Below are 22215 nucleotides of genomic sequence, written 5' to 3'. Positions count from 1 at the left end.
AGAGCCAAACGTCGGAGCAGTTGTACTGATCTCCTGGCTGAGCGGTAGTCAACACCGGGGCGGTGACACTTGAGTCGGTTCGGATAGGAAGGTTGTAAGCGATGGATGCAATGCGGCCCGTGTAGCAGCCGGAGCTGGCGCTCGCGGGGGTGGCCACCGCGAGTGACGAGGCACCCACCAAGCCGGCAACAGTCAGAACTGCTCTAGTCCTCTTCATTTGATTCCCCCGTACGAATTGGTAGAGCTTTGGTTTGGTCCTGCCCATCTACCAATGCATCGATGGACACGATCATCCTTCGGTGCTGAATGGACAGTGGCAACCCCTAGTGATGCAGATCACAGGTTGCCAGTTCGATTCGTCGATGCGATTAGTCTGGATGACCAGCAACGCCCGGTCGCTACCGCTTCGCCGGGCCCCGGATCGGCGTCCGTCTCGACCAGGGTCTGCTGCAACTCATTCGAGACGCTCTCCTGCTGTGCGGCCTGCCAATCGGCTCATACCGACCGAGCTCGCCCGCATCCGAGATGCCAGACCCGCCGGCCCACCACCCCTGCCGCCAACCGGCCGGCGTCGCCCGCACAACACCAGGCTGAACGCCCGATCAAGGCCCGTAACCCCGAGTCGACCCGTTCGTTCGCCGCGGGCGCGGATCTTCGCGTGGCCGCGGTTGAGGGCCTTCTGCTGGCGTGACAGCTTCGGCCGGAAGCAGCGTCGCTTGAACGGGGTACACGCTGCCGCGGGCTCCTTGGTAGCCCTTATCGGCGAGGTCATCACGTCTGCACTGGTCACCGCGTCGATGATGCGGTGGGTGTGGGCTGTAGTCAGGTCATGCGCCGAACCGGGCGGCGCCGGGGAAGCCCAGACGAGCCGGCCAGCGGCATCGGCGTTGACCTGCACGTTTATGCCGTGATGCTTGTTTCCCCGGAGTGGCACGGTCGCTGGCCATCGACCCGGTCGATCGGAATCAGGGTGCCGTCCAGGATCGCGTACGCCAACCGGCGGATCCGTTGCATGGCAGTGTCCAGGTCGTTCGTGGCCATCGCGAGCAGGGCTACGGCTTCCTGCACGTAGCGCCAGGCGGTGGCGGCGCCGATCTCGAAGCCGGCCGCGAGTCGGTGTACGTGTCGCCGTTGCGCAGGCGGGCGAGAGCTAGCCCGATGATCTTCGGCCGGTGTTCTCGCAGTTCAGATGCGCTGTTGAGTGGGCCGCCAGGGACTCGAACCCTGAATCCGGCCGGTCTCACGAGTATGCGCCGCGACTGGACAGATCGGGCTGCTGAGCAGGGCGTCCGTTCACGGCACCTGACAACGTTTGACAGCCCTTGTCGCCCTCCGTTGTGCCGGAGTTGTGCCCGTTGATCTTGTCGCAAGGGGAGGCGGGCGTGCCCGGTCGCAGGGCTACTTGAAGACGCCGATGATCCCCGTGACCGTGCCGACGATGCCGCTGACTGTTGCGAGCTTCGCTGACGCGCCAGTCCAGATGCCCTTGGACTTCTCCCGCCAGCCGAGAGACCACCAGTCACGTCCGAACTTCTGCCACTTGTGCTGTCTGAGGTGGCATCCCAGAACCAGCCCCGTCGAGTTGTTGCGACAGAACTCGACCACGCCACCACGCTTGCGGTTGATTGCGCCGCAGTACACCGGCGCTTGGAAGAGGACGAAGACGAGCAGTAGACCGACGAGGACGGCGTCGATGCCCGGCCCGATCGCGTTGTTGCCCAGGGATAGAAAGAGCAGCGCCAGAACCGCGTAGCCCCAGTACTGCCACAACTTCGATCTTCCACGCGACGCCATGAGTGCGTACGGTACGGACGTGAGTGCACAACGTGAAGGTTTCTAGTCTGTCGGTCTTCCGACGAGGCCACTTCCAGCGGTATTGATCTAGGCTAGGGGCGTAGTCGATCAAATCGGACGACCCAGCGTCTGAACTGCTGCTCGAACTGCATAGGTGGTCAACGATGGTCGGTGCTGGCTCTTGCTGGACGGCCTGGGAACGGCATGATCTTGGGGCGGTGACGGCGGCAGGAACGACGCAAGATGTCGATGTCGGGACACCCTTGGGTTCGGCCCACCTCGCTATGGTGAGCGACATGCATCTCCGGTGCACCCGAAGCGGATCAATCCGGGTCGGCGGCAATGTCGCGCTCGGGGTTGGCCTGCTGATCGCTCTATTCATGGTCAGCCCGGAGAACCCCCAAACCGGTGGATACGTACTGGCCGGCTTGCTGGTGCTGACCGGTGTGGGTTTACGAGTCGAAGCAGCGCTCATCGCCTTGCATGAACAGCGGGGCTACCGATGATCCGGCGGATTTGAACCCCTTACACCCACGGTAGCGAGAGACCACGACGGTCGGCCCAATCGGCGCTGCGAGCAGGGCTGAACCTCCCAGCAGTTGCTGACGCTTGTCGCCGTTGGTTGCTCTCAGTTGCAGTGGTTCTGCGCCCGACGATCTTGCCAATCTCCCCGGCCCGGCTGCGCGTACGGGCACCAGACGGGCAGCACGCCGCAGTGACCGCCCTCTGTACCCTCTCGGGGAGGGAACCGCGGGAGGAAGCGACTTGAAGATCTTCATCTCATGGAGTGGCGAACCAAGCCGCCAGATCGCCCGGGCGTTGCGGGACTGGCTCAGTGTTGTCGTCCAACACGTAGAGCCCTGGATGTCCGACGAGGAGATCCAAAGCGGTACAAGATGGAACGATTCCGTCGCGCACTCGCTCGATGACACCAATTTCGGCATCGTTTGTGTAACTCGGGCAAACCAATCTGCCCCTTGGTTGATGTTCGAGGCAGGCGCTCTTGCGAAGCGCTTGCAGCACGCACGCGTTGTACCACTTTGCATAGACCTAGAGGCATCGGATATCACCTCACCGTTGCAGGCTTTTCAGGCTCGCAGGCTCAATCAAGAGGGGATGCGACGACTCGTGTACGAGCTCAGCGAACTTGCGGAGCATCCGAGGCCGCGAGAGAGCATCGATACGTTGTTCGACGCTATGTGGCCGAGGCTTGAGGCGGCAGTGGCAGGAGCAGCGACCGCAACCGTATCCCCTGGCAAGCCTCGACGCACTCCGGAGGACATGCTCGCCGAACTGGTGACACGAGTGCGCAACATCGAGCGAGATGTAGAGCAGAGAGAATCCGCGTCCCTAGAGCACGCGGTGGGCGTCTGGAAAGAGCGGCTACTTCACGCCGAACGCGCTTTGTCCGACGCAAACGCTAGGGCCGAACACGCATTCTTTGCTAGTGCCCAGGCCGAGAAAAAGCTGGTGGAACTAGAGGCTCGCCTTGATAAGGCGACGGCAACAGCTGACGAAGCTCGCCATAGGCTTATGGAATACAATCTAGAGGTGGAGAAGCGCGCAGCACAGCCGAAAGGCTAACGACTACTAGCCGCATTCGCTCGATTTAACTATCCAACTCGTGCCGCTCGGGTTGGAGGTGCTGGACGGACTACTGGCGTTCGCCCTTTCAGTGCACTCCAGCCATCCCGTCGGCCTTCGTCCGTACTCGGTGGAGCCGGTGGGGCCTGCCAGGTCAAGGTGGAGCACCCAGTGGCTGAACGACCTTGACCTGGCAGGCCCCACCGGCTCGGCTCTGCCCGGGCTGAGGCCGTCGGGATGGCGCCACCATCCTGGAGTGCCCGAGACCCCGCCGGAGGCACTTGCCCTTGTGTTGCCCAACATCGAAGCCCCGGACCTGCCAGTACTCATGGCGGCCCGAGGCTTCTTCGTATGTCGCGCCGCCGGCGGGCTGTCGCCGTCGCGCTGGCGGCCGAAGGCCAGAGGCGCGGCGGCGGGCCATCGGCCCGGCCCAGGTTCGGCGGCGCGAGCGGCCTGCGAAGCGGGCCGCCTTGATCTCGTACAGAAAGTTCTCACATACATGTGGAAGCTTGTCTGTCCTGCGCCGGTTGATGTTTGACACGGCGGCCTCGGTTGATGTTTGACACCTGGTCGGCCTGGTGCTCGTTGCGCCTGTAACTCAGGCGGGAGGAGCACCGGGTGGGACTCGCGGAGTTGAGCGTCATGGAGCAGCGGTTTCACGCCGTGATGGAGTGCCTGGGCGGCACGCCGAAGACAGAGGTCGCCGCCCGGTATGGGGTGTCGCGGCAGACGATCCACAACTGGCTCGCCCGCTATGCGGCCGAGGGCATCAAGGGCTTGGAGGACCGGTCTCACCGGCCGCATGTCTGCCCGCACCGGGTAGACCCCTCCACGGAGGCGCTGGTGTGTGAGCTGCGCCGGGATCATCCGCGGTGGGGTCCGCGTCGGCTGCGGTTCGAGGCCGGCCGTCGCGGTGTCACTCCTGCGCCGGCTCGGGCGACGGTGTATCGGATCCTTCGGCGGAACAACTTGGTGCCGGCCGTGCCGCGTAAGCGTCGGCGGGAGGACTATCGGCGGTGGGAACGTCCGGAGCCGATGGAGCTGTGGCAGATGGACATCGTCGGCGGGGTACTGCTCGCTGACGGCACGGAGGCGAAGGTCGTCACCGGCCTGGACGATCACTCCCGCTACTGCGTCATCGCCACCGTGGTTCGCCGGGCCACCGGCCGGGCCGTGTGCGCCGCGTTCGCCGCCGCTCTGACCCGGTTCGGGACGCCGGGTGAGGTGCTGACCGACAACGGCAAGCAGTTCACCGGCCGGTTCACCAAGCCCCGCCCGGGTGAGGTGCTGTTCGAGCGGATCTGCAGGGAGAACGGCATCGTGGCTCGAAATACGAGACCCCGCACCCCGACGACCACCGGCAAGGTTGAGCGGTTCCACCAGAGCCTGCAAGGTGAGTGCTTGGACGGGCGGGTGTTCGCCACCGTGGAGGAAGCCCAGGCCGCGGTGGACGCGTTCGCCGCGGAATACAACTACGACCGGCCCCACCAGGGCATCGACGACGCCTTCCCTGCCGACCGGTTCCACCGACCGACGCCGGGACAGAGCCAGACGGCGGCAGACGTTCTGCCGCTGCGCCTGCCGGGTGGGCTGCTGCCCATCGCAGCACCGGCCCCCAGGAAGCCACTCCCTGTCGAGGTCGACACCGCTTCGGTGACCGTGTCCACCGGCCGGCCGCAGCCGGTGCAGCTCGTCCGGGTCGTTCCGCCGTCGGGAAACCTGACCGTCGCCCAACAGCAGGTGTGGCTGGGCCCCGTCCTCGCCGGCACCCCGGTCATGATCTGGGTCGACACCGACCGGCTGCACGTGTTGACCGCCGACGGCGCCCGGATCAAGTCCAGCCCGTCCCGGCTGTCCCAACGTGACCTTGCCCGCCTCCTGGCCGACGGCGGCGTCCCCGCCGGACCACCGCCATTGCCGCAGACCACCGCTGTCGAGGTCGACCGGGTCGTCAACGCCTGCGGCGGGATCAGCATCGCCGGCCGGCAGATCAGCGTCGGCATGCCGCTTGCCGGTCAACGGATCCGCATCCGCGTCGACGGGGTCCTCCTGCACGTCATCGATGACGCCGGGCAGCTGCGTCGCACCCTGCGCTGCCCACTTCCGCCCACCGCGCTTGGCCGCATCCGCGATGCCCGACCCGCTTCCCCCATCCCACCACCGGCCACCGCCCCGACCGTTCAGCGGATCGTGTCCATAAACGGCAGCATCCAGGTCGCCGGACAGAAGATCCAAGTCGGGAAAGTCCACGCCCGCAAGCTCGTCACCGTCGCCCTCGACGAGCACACCGTCACCGTCTACGACGCCGACACCCCGATCACAGCCGTGCCCCGCCGCAGCACCACCGACCTGAACCGAACCAAGGCCAAACACCAGATAACTACCTCCCGGCGCTGACCTCGACACGACACCTAGTCTCGTCATCGGCACCATGCCCGCCGGCGCGTCCGTCGGCACCATACTGAGGAAACGGGAAAGAGCGCGTGGAGAACACCCTGGACGTCAATGGCCTGGTGCTGCCCACCTTGCTGACCGAACTGCTCAACGGTGGCCGCTGGCGACATCCAGGTGACGACGTCCTTCGTGATCTCATGCCCTGGTTCGAATCTCCGCTGGACTTCCTCACCAGCTCCGAACAGATACGCGGCGAGAGCAGATCGCTCACCCTGTTTGCCGACGACCCACCCTCCTCGCACCTGTTCCGGGAAGCACGGGGCAGCATCTCCACCGCGGGCGTCGAACTGCCCTGGCTCGACGCAGAACAGGCAGTCCTCATCGCGGTCAACCGCATCCCCGGCGATGACGTCGCGATGGCCCTCGACTACCGCACCGACCCCGCCGACCCCCGGGTCGTCGCCAGCGACTTCTGGACCGACCCGAAGCAATGCTCCTGGCGGACCGTCACCCCGACCTTCTCCCAACTCGTAGAGATCCTCCGGCTCGTCTAACACGACACCCAGAGCAGTCGGCCAGGCACACCACCGCCACGCCATACCATCGACGTCAGCACCAGATCACCAGTATTCGATCTAGACCTGACGTCAAGCGTCCTGCGACGCCGTTCCGTCAACCATCATGCGAGACCAGGCAATGTGGAAGCTTGTCCCACCCTGGTGCTAGGAAGATCAGGTGCCGGGACGACGCAGGCACGTGGGCGGTTACCCCTCAAGAGAGGACAGCACTGTGGCCAAATCGGTGTTCTATAGCTTCCACTACGAGAGAGATGTGCATCGGGTGCAGCTCGTGTGGAACATCAACGCGTTGGAGGGGCAGCCACTTCTGAACGGGCAACGATGGGAAGAGGTTCAACGAAAGGGCCCTTCGGCGATCCAGGATTGGATTCACGGGCAAATGGCATACAAGAAGGCGGTCATCGTCCTCATCGGTCAGGAGACCGCCAGGCGCCCATGGGTCATTTACGAGATCGAGAAGGCGTGGTTCGACAAGAAGCCGCTCCTAGGCGTCCGCATTCACGGGCTGTCCTCCCTCGGCTCCGTTGATAGACAGGGCCCGAATCCTTTCGACCAGGCAAAAGTTGGAAGCGGTATTCCGGTCTTCGACCCAACTGTTAGAGATTGGCGCGGCAACACCGATTCCCAGGCCACCTACAGAAACCTGGCTAGCAATCTGGAGAGCTGGTCGGAGAAGGGCGTGGTTCGGACGCGATGACACCCGACCGCGGTTGCCCGTTCTGCGCGATTATCCAGCGACGCGACTCCGATGCCCGGGAAGTCTACCGGGATGAGGTAGCGGTGGCATTCTTTCCCCTGGAGCCAGCAACCTTAGGTCACACTCTCGTGGTGCCGCGCGAGCACGTCCCCGATATCTGGTCGCTTGATGACGAAACAGCTTCCCACCTGGCACGAGTGGCGCTGAAGCTGTCGCGGGCCGTGAGGTGCGCAACGGAGCCGGAGGGATTGAACATAATCCAGTCGAACGGCACTGCGGCTACTCAATCAATTTTTCATTTGCATGTGCACATCGTGCCTCGCTGGTCAGGTGACGAATTGGGACGAATTTGGCCCCCTGAAACGAGCTATTCCAACAGGCAAAAGGACCAAGCGTGGAACCGAATTCGCAACGAGTGCCTAAAGGTGAGTAAGGGGTGACGCAACTTCCCCAGCAAGCTGCGATCGATCCAGACGACCGCCGTAAGCACTTGGACTATATCCAAGCTGTCGTCACCCGGATGTCTGCTGCCTCTTCCGCAGCCAAAGGTTGGCTTCTTCCGGTGGTGACAGCGACCTACGGGTACTCCTTGACCAAGAAGGTCACCTCGGTTGCATTGCTTGGTGTCGGGGCAGTGCTCCTGTTTGGCTTCCTCGACGCGAACTACCTTCGGCAGGAGAAGGCGTATAGGCGACTTTACGACGCTGTAGCGCGGAGAACGCACGAGATCCCGCTATTTTCCCTCGATCCGTCACATGCTGATGACCCAGCCCCTCCGGCAGCCACACTGCTACAGAAGGTCTGGCTGCGCGTCCATCGGTGGTTCCCAAATCGGACCGTCTGGCTCTCGTGGTCGGTTGCCCCTTTCTACGGAGCGTTGGTGATCGTCGGATGCTTGATCGCGACACTGGCACAGTGATGGGTTCCAGCTACTCCGGCTCTGGGTTGGTCTGGCCTCTGCCTCTAAAACGTCGGGCGCTGTCGCAGACCATCGGGGAGATACGCACCAGCCCGGCTCGGGATCGGCACGGCCGAGACGCTGCGTAAGTGGGTCCGCCAAGCGCAGGTCGACGACGGCCAGCGGTCGGGGGTGACGTCGGAGGAGTCGGCGGAGCTGAAGCGGCTGCGGCGGGAGAACGCCGAGCTGCGGCGGGCGAATGAGATCTTGAAGGCTGCGTCGGCTTTCTTCGCGGCCGAGCTCGACCGGCCTACGACACGCTCGTGAGTTTCGTCGACGAGCATCGGGACCGCTTCGGTGGAGTCGAGCCGATCTGCCGCGTGCTGCGTCAGCACAAGCTGCAGATCACCCCGAGCGGCTACTGGGCGGCCAAGAAGCGTCCGCCGTCGAAGCGGCAGCTGCGTGATGCGCAGCTGACAGCACTCATCCGGGAAATCCACGTGGCGAACTACGGCGTCTACGGAGCCCGCAAGATCTGGCATGAGCTGCGCCGCCAAGGACATCCGACGGCCCGGTGCACGGTCGAGCGGTTGATGCGCGGCGCCGGCCTGACCGGTGTCGTGCGGGGCAAGAAGATCCGCACCACGGTCGCCGACCCCGGACATCAGCGGGCCGCTGATCTGCTGAACCGGGACTTCACGGCCGCCCGACCGAACCGGTGCTGGGTCGCGGACTTCACCCACGTCGCCGCCTGGTCCGGCGTCGTCTACGTCGCGTTCGTCGTCGACGTCTACTCCAGGGCGATCGTGGGTTGGTCCGCGGCGACGAACAAACGCACCCCGCTGGTCCTCGCTGCGGTGGACATGGGGCTGTGGCGCCGCGACCGCGCCGGCCAACCGGTCGGAGCGGGCCTGGTGCATCACAGCGACGCGGGCAGCCAGTACACGTCGTTTCACTTCACCACCCACCTGCTCGACGCCGGTATCGACGCCTCCATCGGCAGCGTCGGCGACGCCCTGGACTGTGAGACTTTGAGGCGCTGTCAGGCGGCCTGACTCTTGCTTACGACTGACCCCGCGGTTTGGGTGTCCTTGCTGTTGATCTGTCGTCTGCCTGGCGGTGCAGCACCAGTGGTGCTGGCCGGGCGGGCAGTGACCTTATAGGAGCCTGATCGCAGCAGGTCCCGTCACAGTCCCGTCCACCCGGCCGGCCAGCGTCACGAACTCCTATCGCCCTGGTCTGAGCTGGAGTCCGCGATGTCAAGCATGAGCCCCGACCCGCGTCGACGTCGAGTCGTCATCGGCGTCGACACCCACAAGCACGTCCACGTCGCCGTCGCCCTGGACGACATCGGCGGCCGCCTCGACGCCCGCTCGTTCCCCGCCGACAGGGGCGGCTATGAGCAACTGCTCGACTGGGCCGCCGGCTTCGCCGCCAAGAAGCTGATCTTCGCGATCGAGGGCACCGGCTCCTACGGAGCCGGACTGACCTCCGCCGTCCGACGACGGGGTCTCGGGGTGATCGAGGTCTTGCCGCACCGACCGCCGGGACCGGCGGCTGCGCGGCAAGAGCGACACCCTCGACGCCGAGAACGCCGCCCGCTCGGTCCTGGCCGGCACCTCCACCAGCGTCCCGAAGACCAACGACGGCATCGTGGAGATGATCCGCCAAATCAAGGTCGCCAAAGACGTCGCGGTCAAGGCCCGCACCGCAGCGATGATCACACTCAAGGCAGTGCTCGTCACCGCCGCTCCCGAGCTGCGTGAGCCGTTGCAACCCTTGTCGAAGATGGCCCTGATCGAACGATGCGCCGGCCTACGTCCCGGTCCGGTCACCACCGTTCTCGCCGCAACCAAACACACCCTGCGCTCGATCGCCCGCCGATGGCAACAGCTCAACGGCGAGATCAAAACCCACGAGACGTTACTCCTCGAGCTGACCGGCGAGCTCGTGCCGCAACTGGTCGCCGCGTTCGGCGTCGGCGCCGACACCGCCGCCGAGATGCTCATCGTCGCCGGCGACAACATCGACCGCGTCCGCTCAGAACCGGCCTGGGCCCGACTCTGCGGCGTCGCACCGATCCCCGCCTCCTCCGGCATGACCAACCGACACAGGCTCAACCGCGGCGGTCACCGCCAGGCCAACGCCGCGCTCTACCGCGCCGTCATCGTCCGCATGCAGCACCACGAACCCACCCGCGCCTACGTCGCCCGACGCATAGCGGACGGCAAGACCAAAGCCGAGATCATCCGCTGCCTGAAACGACTCCTCGCCCGCGAGATCTGGGCCCTGCTCCGCCCCCTCCGCACGACCGCGATCGCCACTTGACAGCTATAGGAGCGTCAACGCGCTGATGGAGTCCACCATCGGCCTCTACAAGACCGAGCTGATCAAACCCCGAGGCCCGTGGCGCAGCCTCGCCCAAGTCGCACTGGCCACCGCCGAGTGGGTCGACTGGTACAACAACCAGCGCCTGCACTCCGCCATCGGCCACGTCCCACCGGCCGAATACGAATCGATGTTCTACGCTCAACCCCAGCCCCGCGAGGTGGTTGGAGCCAACAGCTGAGGTCTCCACAGAACCCGGGGCGGTTCAGTGGAGAGAGGCCCGCGAATCCGGGTGGTCAACGGAGACCCGGCGGCGCATACCGCAGAACCTGCGAAAGCATCTCCTGCCGGCGTTCGGCGAGAAGGAGATTCGGTCGATCACCTTGACGGACGTGCTGTCCTGGCTCGGCCGGCTGCTCGACAAGGAAACGCCGAAGTCCTCGGTGAGCCTGTACTTCGGGCTCTTCAAGACCATCATGAACGCGGCCGTCATCGACAAGGCGATCCCCGACAATCCCTGCAACGGTGTGAAGCTCGCCCAGATCCTGCGCGGTCTGTCGCGGGCGCCAAAATGGGTCCCCACCGGGGATCAGGTGCTCAAGCTGGTCGAGGTGGTGCCCCGTCGATTTCGGGCGGCCATCTGGCTCGGAGCAGGGGAGGGGCTTCGCCTCGGTGAGGTCCTGGGGATGGAAGCGGGCTCGCGATGCGCCGACTACGAGCACGGCGAGCTGCACGTGGTGCAGCAACTGCGGCACTCGCCGGAGCACTTCGGCGGCTTCTACCTCTCCCCACCCAAGAGCGGGTCCACCGGGACCGTCGACCTGGACGCGGTGGTCGCAGAGGAACTGACCGCCCATCTCAACGAGGTCGGTGCCGCTGAATTCGAACTGCCCGACATCACCACCGGAGAGCGTCTGACTCGGCCGGTGGCAGTCCTGTTCACCTCGGCACGCGGGAAGCTGCTGACGGACACCTATTGGTCGGAGCTGTGGGCGGACTGGCGGCAGGCCGCCGGGTGGCCGAAGGAAGGCACCTTCCACTCCCTGCGCCACTTCTTCGCTACCACGCTGATGAGCAACGGTGTCGAGCCCCAGGAGGTACAGAAGGCGCTACGGCACGCCAACCTGCGGATCACGTTGGAGACCTACGTGCACTGGCTGCCGAAGAAGGACCGCCCGCGCGGCCTGGTCGGCAACCTCCTGCGGCAGGCAGACAGCAAGTCACCTGAACGCGCCACCGGCCAAGACCAGGACTGAGTTGTGCCCTGGTTGTGCCCGATGATCTTCGGCCAATGTTCTCGCAGCTCAGATGCGCTGTTGAGTGGGCCGCCAGGGACTCGAACCCTGAACCTATGGATTGCCGGCGAGCGGTTCGGATCGAGTGTTGTGCGAGGTCATCCGGCCTGCTGAAGCGCTTCCCGGTCGGGTTCGGCTGGCACGGTTGCTGTACTTCGCTGCTGTACTGCTGGCATCAGACGGGGCGCTGAATGCGGACCTTCGGCCGCTCGTTCCGGAAGTGGCCTTGCTTGTGCTGGCGGACCTGCTCGTCCCAGACCTCTTGGTCGTAGTCCGGATTCGGCGGGATCCACCTGTGGGAGCCGTCGGTGTAGTGGAACTTCTCGTCGCCGGGTCGCAGGATGCTCATCGGGTCCGGCCGAGGAAGCGGTGGTGTAGGTGGCCGGCGGGGACGTGGGCCAGGTCCTGGGCGGCGTCGACAAGTTGCGCCGCCAGGTAGAGGGCCAGCGACACGGGGGCGCCGTCGTACTCGGCTCGCAGCTCCCGCCTTCGGGTCTGGCATGGCCAGTCGGCACCACAACCGCCGCAGGCCCAAGCCGGTGTGATCGGAAGATGAGTCGTCATCTCGGTATCCCCCTCGGGGCCGGCTGGTCCGCTGGTCGGGCACCTCGCCGGTTGTCCTCTGAAGGCCAATGGCCTCGATTGATCGGGATCCGATGCGTTGTGCGGCAGGGCAGCTCGCTTCCGCATCGGCAGACCTTCCGCCACCGCTCCCATGACCAGACCGGCCGGTGTCGCCTGGCCAGAGTGAGCGCGACGGCTATCAGGTACTCCTCGTACGAGACGCGAGGCACCGAATCTCCCCTCGGCAGTGGGTCAAGGTCTCGGGCACCTTTTGGATGGCTCGCGACGTGGGGCCGCAGCTCACGTCACCGTAACGACGTAGGACTGTAGATACAATAAGATGTAGAGCTGTTGGACACATAGCGTTACTTTCGTGATCGACCCGAGTGCGGATCGCGCCGTGTTCCGGCAGCTCGCAGACCTCCTGCGAGAGCGGATCACGTCTGGCGACCTCGCGCCTGGGGCTTCACTTCCCAGTGAGCTGCGTTTGGCTCAGGAGTACGGGCTGAGCCGTACGAGCGTCCGACAAGCGGTAGCACTGCTCCGGTCGGAAGGGCTCGTGATCGTGGAACCGCCGCGCGGCACGTTCGTCCGCGCCGTCGAGCCGACCGAGACGGTGACTCTCCTCAAGGGCGACACCGCCGCCGCTCGGATGCCTACCCCTGCCGAGCGGCGCGAGCTGGAGATGGGCGAGGGCATCCCGGTTATCGTGATCTTCCGCGCCGACGGCTCCCGCGAGCTGTACGCCGCCGACCGCATCCGCGTCGGTCGCTGACGCAACCTCGGCGAACCCCGGCGGGGGAAGCGGGCACAGGCTGCCGACCGGTGAGATCGGGTGCCAACCAAGGCTGGATCTCGCGGGGTGCCAGCGGTTCGCTGACGCTGCTTCATAGCCTTGGCCGGGGCGTTCGCTGCCTCCTTGCTGCCTCTACCGCTACCGGGACATCGTCACGCCCGAGGCGCTCGCTAGTCGTCGGAGCCCCGGCCGCCGACGCGATGCGTTCGGTAGAGGCGTTCTCGTGCGTCCAAGGCGTCCCTCCGGAAGTTCGCCTCGCTGCTGTAGCGCCACTGAGGATGCTCGGCGTTCCAGAGACGTGCCCGCTCGCTCCATGGCACATGTACATGGTCGACGAGTGCGTGAACTGCCAGTCGTGCGTGCTTCTCCTTGATCGGCCGCGCTTGCCCAGCCGGCCCGGTACGTGCAAGAGACGCGAAGGCGTGTGCCACTTCCCGAACGGATTCCGCCGGGTCGATGTCGAGCCGGATGCGGCTGGCCCAGAGAGGGCGCCCCGTGCTCGTCGTCGACCGTATCCGCGAGATCAGCGGCACGGCGTCGGTTAGGACGAACATCGTCGCCTGTGCCGGCTGCCAGCAGCACTCCTTGGCAAGCGACTCCGACAGGTGGCGTAACCGGTCTAACTGTCCGTGGGCCGGAACCCCGATGTGGTGTGCCCAGCCGTCGTTCCCGTCCGCGTACGCGAGAACACGCGCCGACACTTTAGCGATCCGCACCCGATCTGAGGGAAGTAGTAGCCGAGCCCAACCGCCCCCTTCGTAGTAGATCTGGTCGGTCCTTAGCGTGATGGTGATGTCTTGCGTCATGGTCGAGGTGACGTCGGGGTGACCCTTGATCCAGTCGGCTGCACGTGCGGTCGGCCGAAGGGCGCCGTTCATCACCTCGGCACGGAAAGACGTGACACGGCTGTCTTCCCTCATCTCAGCAGCAACGAGCATCGAGAGGGCCCACGCCCGCGCCTCGCCGGGTTGTGGGCCACCGGCGGCTGCTGTCCGAACGGCGGTGGAGTCACGCTGTCCCGCCTGAAGGACTTGCTTGGCGGTCGCCAGCAGGTCGTCCAAGGAGTCGTAGCCGGTGAGGACTTCGCCGACGTATCCCTTCTGCAGCAGGAAGGACCACAGGCTGTCGATGTTCGTACGTCTGAGCTTCTTCTCCAGGGCTCTGCGCACATCCGCCTCTTGCATCCGGTTAGTCTATCGCAATTGGATGCAACAGCATCTAGGTATGTCGAAGCTTAGGAACCTCCAAACTCGCGTTGTCGAGATTTCACGGCTGGTGCGGTCGTTTCGCGGCCTCGTCGCAGAAATCCTGGGCCTGATCGTCTTGCTCGGCTCTCTGATCTCTGCCGTCGTCGCCCACTGGCCCCTCTAAGCCGTCGGCAAAGGGACCGGACGAAGACCTGAAGGGCCCCCATCCCACGGCTGGTCTCTCACGGCTTCGTCGAGTGCGCCCGTTGGCGTTATGCCTGGCAGCACTCAACTGCCCTCTGTGCTGAATCGTCCGGAATCCGTTACCCTGCGTCCGTGCCGTCATCCGCGCTCATCACGTGGCAATCTGATCGGGCAGCCCGTGTCCGGGAACTCATGGATGCACACGCCGCCGTCGGCGGCAATGGGCCCGGTAGACGGGTCGGAACTGCGCAGCTCAACTGGTCGATGGCCTTGCGGCTTGCCGGTGAGTTTCAGGGGTATGCACGAGATCTCCACGATCTAGGTGTTGATCACTTGGTTCAGGCCATTGCTCCGCCAGGAACGGCCCTTGCCAGCACCCTTCGCATTAACCTCACCCTCAAACGGGACCTTGATCGAGGCAACGCCCAGCCGAACTCGCTCAAAAACGACTTCTTGCGCTTTGGCTTTGAGATCTGGTCGGCTCTAGCGCTAGAGGATCCACGGTCAGCGCGATGGAAGCAGTCCCTTGAAGCGCTGAACACAGCGCGAAACGCCATCGCGCATGCCGAAGATCAAAAGCTGAGGAGGTTGGCTGCGGCCGGTTACCCGATGCAGCTCAGGACGATCAAGACCTGGCGCAGTCACCTCAACAGCCTCGCGAGGACCATGGACAGGGTCGTCGCGGATTCCCTAGCCGCACTGACTGGGCAGGGGGCACCATGGTAACGAGGAGGTCTGCCATGCCAGGGCGAACCAAACGCAGTGACGCCAGCTTCGGTCCGTCGGCTGGGGCGAGGGTCCACGTTCGCTGGGGTCTTGACCTGCTCCCCGGGCTACTGGTTGAGAGCTACGCCAGCGGCTCCGGTGACCGCATGGTCGTGCGTCTCGACCCTCAAGGGCCTGGAGATGCTGAACCCCAGACGGTCACTGTGCCCGCCTCTGAGGTGTACCCGTCAGAAGACGTGGAAGATCTCGACCCCCCTGGCACATGGATTCCCCACTCCAAGTACGAGCGCGAAGTCGTCCAGGCCCTCAGCCGCGTCCTGCGGCGGATGAAGTGGGCGGATGTTACCGAGCTTGAGCACAGGCCGGATGCGGGGTGCGATTATCTCGCCGACACCAATCGAGGCCGGATCGTGGTAGAGGTGAAATATTCGCGTGGGGGCGAGTTCGCCGAGAAACGCGCCGATCAGGCGGCACATCAGTTGGCAGGATTCCCTGCCGAGTTAAAGTTTTTGGTATCGAACGCGCATTTTCCTGCCCAGTCCGTTCGGCATTTGGCGTCAACTCACGTAATGCCCATCACTTGGCGCTCACCTAAAGACGATCACCTTCTAGAGATGGCCATCAGTACCGCTCTGAGGGAGGCAGGGGACGAAGAAAGTCCCGACCCCAAGTCTCCTCGTGGTAGGGGCTTGCCATCCCGTCTGCCGTCGGCCCGGTCGGCCGGAGAACGGGCCTCCAAGCCAGGGAGGCCACGACTCATGGCAAAGGGCGACATCGAGACGTATTACGAGGATGGGCAGTGGAAGAACCGACCTGAGGGCAACCAGCGCGCGAGCACGGTGCATGCCACCAAGGCAGAAGCGGAAGCCGCGGGCCGGCAAATGGCCAAACAGCGCGATGTCGAGCACGTGATCAAGAAGAAGGGCGGCACCATCGGCGAGAAGGACAGCTACCCCCGTGGTCGTGACCCTCGCCAGACCAAAGGCTGACCTGCTTCTCGATGCCAGCACTGCCAGTGCGCGCCCGACTGCTTCCTGAAGCGTCCTCGATGGATCGGTGGCGTCCGGATGTCCGGGCGCCACCGCCGCAAGATGGTCGGCCGGCAACATCTCGCTTAGGCGCTCCGTCCGGGCGGGTCCGCGTGTGTCTCTGGCCTCGGGCGGCAATCCGCCGCTGTCCGGCTGAGCCCCTTCTCGTCTGATGCGGTTGCTGTCGCCGTTGCTGTCGACAGCAGCAAGGCATCCCCGTCTGCGGCCGGTAGCCTGCGAGCGTGCGATACCTCAGCCGGTCGTTCCTCCTTGGCACGCTACAGCGCAGGAAGGCGGTCGAGCAGTTCCTCGGACCCATCACGCTGAAGGGCGTCGAAGGCATCCGCTGGGTCTCGATCTGGCCATGGCAAGACGGCTACAGCCTGTCGGTCCATGACGTGCAGGACCTGGACGACGATAGGTCCCGTGACCTGTCGGTGTTCCCGCCGCTTGATCCAGAAGGTGAGAACGACTCCGGGTCCGACCGCGTGATCGGGCACGTTCAGGACCCGGCCGAAGCGCTGGAACTGGCAGAGCGTACGACCGGGGCGTCACCACACCGTTGGGTTAATCACGGCGTTGCCGGGGAGGACTACGCGGACTTCGTCCGAGCCAGGAACTCCTGACTCAGACGTTGAAGCGGAACTTAGACCCGGCTCGGTCGTGACCTGCGCCGGCCTTGTCGGCACGCCGGCCGAGCCCCATCGTGGGCTGCCGTCGCTACTGACTGGTTGCCGACGTTTGACGGTGTCTTGTGCCCCCTGTGCCCCGAACCGGTCCGCCGCAGCTCGCCGTCCTCGGCACTGGTCACCGCTCGTGCGCAGGCTGGGGCGCGCGCCGATCATTTCCCGTTGGGCTTCGGACGGTCGCCGTCAGTGCACGCCAAGTTCCGCGCGAGCTGCCTCCACGAAATCTTTGAGCAGCGCGCGGGTATCCCTCAAAAACTCATCCACCGTCAGTTCGCTCGCATCATCCTCTGAAAGCAGGTAATCGCCGCCTTTTGCTAACCCCTCCCACAGCATGTCAGCGGCGTCGCGTACCGGCTTGGAGCCGATGAGATCTACCTCAACACGCACTGCGTCAATCTCTTCAATCGCGTCCGCAAGATCCGCCCAGGTCGTTTGATGGTCATCCCACTTTAGGGAAAAATGCACTATGTGTCTTCCAATTTTGGCAGCGAACAAAGCGTAGATTCGACGCCGTTCGGCGTGCCATCGGACCGAATCTTCCCTGCGAGCCCGCCGTGCGTCCAGGAACATGGTCACTAGCTGGGAGACGGTCACGCCGCCCACGGCAAAGATGCCTGCGACTACCGGTACAGCCCCAGGGTGGCTGGGAGGACATCGCGGGCACCAGTTCCACAGATGCGAGTATGCCTCGTCGTCGCCATCGTCCCGATGCCCGCGTGGAGACCACGCTTCGCCGGCCTCATGCACGGACGGCTTGACTCCTTCGTCCCGAAAGAACGCTCAACCGTCGATGAGCTGCGCGAGTAGCAGGGTTCAGCTGCCCGAACGGTCCACCAGAGTCCACGGTCGTCCGGCCTTGCTCGTGGCCGTCGTCACCCAGTTGGTCACCCAGCCTGAAGCGCCGTGCTTCAGCGAACACGTCGCCACCACCACGGCCAGGTCTGCGGGGCGGTCGGGTCCGGCCAGGTGATTGCTCGATACTGACGGTCCAGGGGAGCAATGAGCTGGATTAGCGCACCGCGAGACCACGCCGGCATCGTCTCCAAGACCCACTGAAGTCGGTCACGGGGGTCGCTAGGGCCACAACACGGGCAGCCGTAGTACGGACTGTCCGAGCTGTACGCGCCAGGTTTGTAGACGAACGATCGCCACGATCGATATGCCGACGCGAACGACCGATCCAGCCTGCGACGTCGAAGCTCCGTGGCCACCCTGGGTGGCATGTCCGGTAGCCGGATGCGGTCGGCGAGTTCCTGTTCAGGCGCGCTGCCAAGGGCACGCAAAGCGCCCGGACGCTTACGCCCCATGGGCCTTTCTGTTGTCAGCCATGATCCAGAGCATCCCACCCGTACGACGCGATTGTCCAGGAGCACGCATCGGGCACACCCACAGAACGCACGCCGTTTGCCATCCCGTCTGCCGCCGACCCGCCCTCCGGGGAGCGGGCCGCCGCCCGGTCCGCCACGTCAACACGGCCTTGACGGCTCGTACGGGCGCTGGCGGGCCGGGCGGTGGTCTGCTCGGCTTGCCCGGGTCGGTGGCTGGCGGGATGGCCCTGCGCAACCACCCACGGACCGCAAGGCGCGGACGGAGCCCCGGCCATCCTGGAGTCGTTGCGCCCCCGCCGGAGGCGCAGTGACCGCGACCGGTTCGCCACCGCGACCCGCCGCACGGCCCCGGCGTGCCCTTCCCTGCGCCGCGCTGCTCGGGCGCGGCGCGGCCGGCTGCCGGCGACGAACCTCCACCACTCTCCCCGCTATCCCGTTTGCGGCGGCCCCGGGCTCCCCGCTCTCCGCGCCAGCCGCCGGGCATCAGGCGTGACGGCCGCAGAGCGACAGCGGCAGCGGCCGGCGCGCGCCCAGGCGGCGGCGCGTGCGGCCCGTCAAGGGCCGCCTTGATAGACGTACAGAAAGTCCTCCCACACCGGCCGGCAGCCGGCCGTCCCACCCCGGCCGCAGGAGTCACGACGGGTTGACGTGTCGGTACCCGGTGCTACTCTGGCGCTCGTCGAGCACGCAGCGCGGCCTTCCTGCCGGATCGCTGGACTCGACGTCGGAGAAGCCGAGCGGCCTTCCTGCCGCTGATGCGGGCCACGCCCCGCCGGCTCTCGATCGCACCGGCCGCTGTGCCGGCCTCCCGAATCCGCTGAACGGCCCAGCACGGTCTTCCTGCCGTCTACGTTGGCCCGGATTCGCGCATCTCCACGGGTGGGGGCGGTCTGCGGCAACCCGCCGGATGCCGACATCCAGGCTCCCCACCCGTGCCAGCCTCAATTGCCAAAGTCCAGAAGCGTGAAAGGACATGGCCCATCGGCGGGCAGTGGCACGGCCACGACTCCGCCCTCCGGCGTCAGCCGCCCTCTCGGCGGTGCCAGGAGACACGACGAACACCACCAGCGGACAGACGTCCATGGCTGGTGGTGCTTCGTCTCCCGTCCCTGCCACCCCCTGATGAGGAGACAGTCGTGTCCAGCACCCCGCTCACCCTCTACCGGCCCGGTCTCGCCGTCGGCCGTGACGCCCAGGTCCTGCACCGCGCCGCCTCTCCGGCGTTCTCCGGCTGGCTGGAGCACACCCGCCCCGCCGGCGGCTGTAGCCGTCCGATCCGCCTAACCGGCACCATCGTCGCCGTCGACCGGAACACCGGCCACATCACCGGCCAGCTGCACACCGACGAACTGCCCGACCGCACGCTCTACAAGGCGTGCGGCAACCGCCGCGAATCGGTGTGCCACGACTGCGCCTGGATCTACCGGGGCGACGCCTATCAAGTCGTCTGTCGCGGCCTGACCGGCGGCAAGGGCGTCCCTGATTCGGTCGGCCGGCACCCGGTCGTCTTCGTCACCTTCACCGCCCCCTCCTTCGGCCCCGTCCACCACCGGCACGTCCCCCGGCACACCTGCCGCAACCGGCAGCGCTGCGACTGCCGACCGGCACCCTGCCGCGCCCGCAGCACCGCCGGCACCTGCCCGCACGGGCAGCCCGCGGCGTGCTTCGCCCGCCACGACAGCGATGATCCGCGGCTCGGGCAGCCGTTGTGCCTGGACTGCTACGACCACGCCCACCAGGTCGTCTGGAACTACTTCTCCGGCGAGCTGTGGCGGCGCACCAAGCAAGCCATCGAACGTCACCTCGCCGTCCTCTGCCGCAAGCGCGGCATCCCCTTCGTCCGGGCCGTGTCGGCATCGGGCAAGGTCCGCTGGGTGCCGCCTGTGCGGGTGTCTCACGGCAAGGTCGCCGAGATGCAGCGCCGGGCAGCGGTGCACTTTCACACGCTGCTGCGCCTCGACGGCATCGACGCCGACGACCTGGACGCGCTTGTGCCGCTGCCAGACGGCATCACCGTCGACGACCTGGAGGAGGCGGTCCACACCGGGGTTTCGCGGATCACGGTCACTACGCCTGCGCACCCGGACCGGCCGCAGGGCTGGTTGGTCGCCTGGGGTGAGCAGGTCGATGTCCGGCGGATCAACGCCGCTGACGACGAGTTGACCGATGGGAAGGTAGCCGCCTACCTGGCGAAGTACGCCACCAAGGCCACGGAAGCCACCGGGCACTCGTTGACGCGGCTTACTCCGGCCACGATCGACGATTACGCCGATCCGGAAGGTGACCACGTCGCCCGGCTCATCGACGCCTGCTGGCATCTCGGCCGCTCCACCCCGACCAACGGGACCGGTGGCGCCGCAACGGCCGGCGACCGTCAAGGCGGCCTTGACGCCAAACCGAACGTCTACGGCAGGCTGCGTCGGTGGGCGCACATGCTCGGCTTCGGCGGCCACTTCCTCACCAAGGCCCGTCGCTACTCCGTCACCTTCGGCCAGCTCCGCGACGCCCGCGCCACCTACCGCTGCACCGAAGACGACGAACTCGCAGACACGATCACCGTTGGCACCCTCACCTACATCGGATCGGGCTGGCTCTCCGATGGAGACGCCCTGCTCGCGAACACAGCCGCCCGACAGCGACGCGAGAGCAGCCGTGTCGGCCGGGAAGAACTTGCCTACGAAGCCTGGCTCGCCGGGACCGCCGCATGAACCACGACCTCCGCCCCCGCTGGTACTCGCCCGCTGAGGTCGCCGTGCTGCTCGGCTTCGGCATCTCCAAGGTCAAGATGAAGATCGCCACCGGCGAGCTGCGATCCATCAAGGACGGCAAGTACCGCCGGATCCTCCCCGAATGGGTCGACGACTACATCCGCGAGCAGGTCGAACGCCAGGAGGCCGCCTGATGCCCGGACGCGCCCGTGCCAACGGCGAAGGCTCGATCTTCCCGTACCGCAACGGCTTCGCCGCATACGTCTGGGTCGAGAAGCCCGACGGCAAGCGAGGCCGGAAATGGGTCTACGGCAAGGCCCGCGAGGAGGTCCACGACAAGTGGATCAAGTTGCACGGGCAGGCCAAGGCCGGCCCGGTGGCGACCCGCTCCCCGACGGTGGGGGAGTACGCCGGCTACTGGCTGCGCGAGATCGTCAAGCCGAACCTGGCCCCCGGCAGCTACGTCACCTACGAGGTGGTGGTCCGGCTCTACCTCGTGCCGGGGCTGGGCCGGAAGCGCCTCGACAAGCTCCGGGTCAGCGACGTGCAGACGTGGATCAACGAGGTGGGCCGGACCTGCCAGTGCTGCGCCCAGAGCAAGGACGAGCGGCGCAAGCCCGCCCAGCGTCGCTGCTGTGCCCTCGGCCGCTGCTGCCGGGATCTGCCCTCGGCAACGAGTGTCACCCACCTGCGTACCGTGCTCCGGACGCTGCTGTCTCAGGCGATCACCGAAGGGCTGATCTCCCGCAACGTCGCGTCCCTGGTGAAGCTGCCACCGGTTCGGAAGCGCAAGCGGAAGGCGTGGACGAGCGAAGAGGCCCGACGCTTCTTGGAGTCGGCTCGTGCCGATGACGACCCGCTCTACGCCGCGTACGTCCTGGTCCTGGTGCTCGGTCTGCGCAAGGGCGAGATGTTGGGGCTCACCTGGGCTGACGTCGACCTCGACGCGGGGGAGCTGACCATCGATCGGCAGCTCCAGCGGGTCGGTGCCGAACTGCTGCACCGGGAGACGAAGACGGCCGCCTCGGACGCCACCCTGCCGCTACCGGACATCTGCACCGTGGCGCTCGACCGTCGCCGTGCCGCCCAGACCACCGCCCGGGACGCCGCCGGCCCGGCCTGGCAGCCGTCCGACCTGATCTTCACCACCCGCTACGGCCGGCCGGTCGAGCCGCGCAACTTCAACCGGTTCTGGGACCGGCGCCGCGACGCGGCAGGGGTCCGGCGGATCACCGTGCGGGACGCCCGGCGGACCTGTGCCTCACTCCTGGCGGACCTGGACGTGCACCCCCGGGTGGCGATGCAGATCCTCCGGCACGCGCAGTTCGCCATCACCATGGAGATCTACACGGTGGTCTCCTCGGCGGCCACCCGCGACGCCCTCAAGCGGCTCGGCAGCGCACTGGACCGGTGAGGC

The 22215-nt window shown here is 65.9% G+C and carries 23 protein-coding genes; 18 read left to right on the top strand and 5 right to left on the bottom strand.

Annotated features, from left to right (window positions below; all coding sequences use genetic code 11):
- Positions 1-454 precede the first annotated feature (454 nt).
- Both CO540_RS31350 and CO540_RS18370 read right to left on the bottom strand, forming a co-directional pair.
- Entirely contained in the window at positions 455-898 is a 444-nt protein-coding gene (locus CO540_RS31350) for a hypothetical protein (RefSeq protein WP_157779155.1), read from the bottom strand.
- Positions 899-1398: 500 nt separating this feature from the next.
- Positions 1399-1794, bottom strand: coding sequence for a hypothetical protein (locus CO540_RS18370; RefSeq protein WP_099163006.1), 396 nt, complete (start codon positions 1792-1794; stop codon positions 1399-1401).
- A gap of 218 nt (positions 1795-2012) precedes the next feature.
- Here CO540_RS18370 and CO540_RS18365 point away from each other — a divergent pair, with 218 nt between their 5' ends.
- The 12 genes from CO540_RS18365 to CO540_RS18315 all read left to right on the top strand — a co-directional run bounded on the left by CO540_RS18365 (position 2013) and on the right by CO540_RS18315 (position 11529).
- Positions 2013-2300 (top strand): hypothetical protein, encoded by a 288-nt coding sequence (locus CO540_RS18365; RefSeq protein WP_253866034.1) that lies wholly within the window; start codon positions 2013-2015, stop codon positions 2298-2300.
- Positions 2301-2559: 259 nt separating this feature from the next.
- On the top strand, positions 2560-3378 hold the full coding sequence (locus tag CO540_RS18360) for a toll/interleukin-1 receptor domain-containing protein (protein ID WP_157779154.1): 819 nt from the start codon (positions 2560-2562) through the stop codon (positions 3376-3378).
- 633 nt (positions 3379-4011) lie between these two features.
- The gene (locus CO540_RS18355) at positions 4012-5775 is read left to right on the top strand and encodes an IS481 family transposase (RefSeq protein ID WP_371682308.1); all 1764 of its coding nucleotides are present in this window, start codon (positions 4012-4014) and stop codon (positions 5773-5775) included.
- 86 nt (positions 5776-5861) lie between these two features.
- Positions 5862-6326 (top strand): hypothetical protein, encoded by a 465-nt coding sequence (locus CO540_RS18350; RefSeq protein ID WP_099163003.1) that lies wholly within the window; start codon positions 5862-5864, stop codon positions 6324-6326.
- Positions 6327-6561: 235 nt separating this feature from the next.
- Positions 6562-7047 carry a TIR domain-containing protein gene (locus CO540_RS18345; RefSeq protein WP_099163002.1) on the top strand — a complete coding sequence of 162 codons (486 nt, stop codon included), beginning with the start codon at positions 6562-6564 and terminating at the stop codon, positions 7045-7047.
- On the top strand, positions 7044-7487 hold the full coding sequence (locus CO540_RS31345; protein WP_216642287.1) for an HIT domain-containing protein: 444 nt from the start codon (positions 7044-7046) through the stop codon (positions 7485-7487). The genes CO540_RS18345 and CO540_RS31345 overlap by 4 nt, the downstream gene beginning before the upstream one ends.
- Complete coding sequence (locus tag CO540_RS30605; RefSeq protein WP_216642286.1) at positions 7484-7966, top strand: hypothetical protein; 483 nt, start codon at positions 7484-7486, stop codon at positions 7964-7966. The genes CO540_RS31345 and CO540_RS30605 overlap by 4 nt, the downstream gene beginning before the upstream one ends.
- A gap of 302 nt (positions 7967-8268) precedes the next feature.
- On the top strand, positions 8269-9000 hold the full coding sequence (locus CO540_RS18330; RefSeq protein WP_099163001.1) for an IS3 family transposase: 732 nt from the start codon (positions 8269-8271) through the stop codon (positions 8998-9000).
- 201 nt (positions 9001-9201) lie between these two features.
- Positions 9202-9711 carry a transposase gene (locus tag CO540_RS31340; RefSeq protein WP_216642285.1) on the top strand — a complete coding sequence of 170 codons (510 nt, stop codon included), beginning with the start codon at positions 9202-9204 and terminating at the stop codon, positions 9709-9711.
- Positions 9605-10273 carry a transposase gene (locus CO540_RS30595; RefSeq protein WP_253866756.1) on the top strand — a complete coding sequence of 223 codons (669 nt, stop codon included), beginning with the start codon at positions 9605-9607 and terminating at the stop codon, positions 10271-10273. Before CO540_RS31340 ends, CO540_RS30595 begins: the two co-directional genes overlap by 107 nt.
- A 25-nt stretch (positions 10274-10298) precedes the next feature.
- Entirely contained in the window at positions 10299-10514 is a 216-nt protein-coding gene (locus CO540_RS18320; RefSeq protein WP_099163000.1) for an integrase core domain-containing protein, read from the top strand.
- Complete coding sequence (locus CO540_RS18315; RefSeq protein WP_371682230.1) at positions 10498-11529, top strand: tyrosine-type recombinase/integrase; 1032 nt, start codon at positions 10498-10500, stop codon at positions 11527-11529. Before CO540_RS18320 ends, CO540_RS18315 begins: the two co-directional genes overlap by 17 nt.
- Before the next feature lie 214 nt (positions 11530-11743).
- Here CO540_RS18315 and CO540_RS30405 read toward each other — a convergent pair whose 3' ends face one another.
- Entirely contained in the window at positions 11744-11917 is a 174-nt protein-coding gene (locus CO540_RS30405) for a hypothetical protein (RefSeq protein WP_172967870.1), read from the bottom strand.
- A 588-nt stretch (positions 11918-12505) separates the two neighbouring features.
- Between CO540_RS30405 and CO540_RS18300 the strand changes: the two genes are divergently transcribed.
- Positions 12506-12907 (top strand): winged helix-turn-helix domain-containing protein, encoded by a 402-nt coding sequence (locus tag CO540_RS18300; protein ID WP_099162997.1) that lies wholly within the window; start codon positions 12506-12508, stop codon positions 12905-12907.
- Positions 12908-13098: 191 nt separating this feature from the next.
- Here CO540_RS18300 and CO540_RS18295 read toward each other — a convergent pair whose 3' ends face one another.
- Positions 13099-14112 (bottom strand): hypothetical protein, encoded by a 1014-nt coding sequence (locus CO540_RS18295; RefSeq protein ID WP_099162996.1) that lies wholly within the window; start codon positions 14110-14112, stop codon positions 13099-13101.
- A 1169-nt stretch (positions 14113-15281) separates the two neighbouring features.
- On the opposite strand from CO540_RS18295, the gene CO540_RS31000 reads away from it, so the two are divergent.
- Positions 15282-16034, top strand: a complete 753-nt coding sequence (locus CO540_RS31000; RefSeq protein ID WP_253866028.1) for a DUF2188 domain-containing protein — start codon at positions 15282-15284, stop codon at positions 16032-16034.
- Positions 16035-16315: 281 nt separating this feature from the next.
- The gene (locus tag CO540_RS18280) at positions 16316-16699 is read left to right on the top strand and encodes a hypothetical protein (RefSeq protein ID WP_099162993.1); all 384 of its coding nucleotides are present in this window, start codon (positions 16316-16318) and stop codon (positions 16697-16699) included.
- A 246-nt stretch (positions 16700-16945) separates the two neighbouring features.
- Here CO540_RS18280 and CO540_RS18275 read toward each other — a convergent pair whose 3' ends face one another.
- On the bottom strand, positions 16946-17356 hold the full coding sequence (locus tag CO540_RS18275; RefSeq protein WP_157779153.1) for a hypothetical protein: 411 nt from the start codon (positions 17354-17356) through the stop codon (positions 16946-16948).
- A gap of 1870 nt (positions 17357-19226) precedes the next feature.
- Here CO540_RS18275 and CO540_RS18270 point away from each other — a divergent pair.
- Genes CO540_RS18270 through CO540_RS18260 form a run of 3 tightly spaced genes read left to right on the top strand, consistent with a single transcriptional unit; the run spans position 19227 to position 22212 of the window.
- On the top strand, positions 19227-20798 hold the full coding sequence (locus CO540_RS18270; protein ID WP_099162991.1) for a replication initiator: 1572 nt from the start codon (positions 19227-19229) through the stop codon (positions 20796-20798).
- Positions 20795-20992 (top strand): excisionase family DNA-binding protein, encoded by a 198-nt coding sequence (locus tag CO540_RS18265; protein ID WP_089001262.1) that lies wholly within the window; start codon positions 20795-20797, stop codon positions 20990-20992. The genes CO540_RS18270 and CO540_RS18265 overlap by 4 nt, the downstream gene beginning before the upstream one ends.
- Positions 20992-22212, top strand: a complete 1221-nt coding sequence (locus CO540_RS18260) for a site-specific integrase (RefSeq protein ID WP_099162990.1) — start codon at positions 20992-20994, stop codon at positions 22210-22212. Before CO540_RS18265 ends, CO540_RS18260 begins: the two co-directional genes overlap by 1 nt.
- Positions 22213-22215: the final 3 nt, after the last annotated feature.

This window comes from Micromonospora sp. WMMA2032 (assembly GCF_002688545.1).
GTDB lineage: Bacteria > Actinomycetota > Actinomycetes > Mycobacteriales > Micromonosporaceae > Micromonospora > Micromonospora sediminicola.
This window is presented reverse-complemented; position numbering and strand designations above follow the sequence as displayed.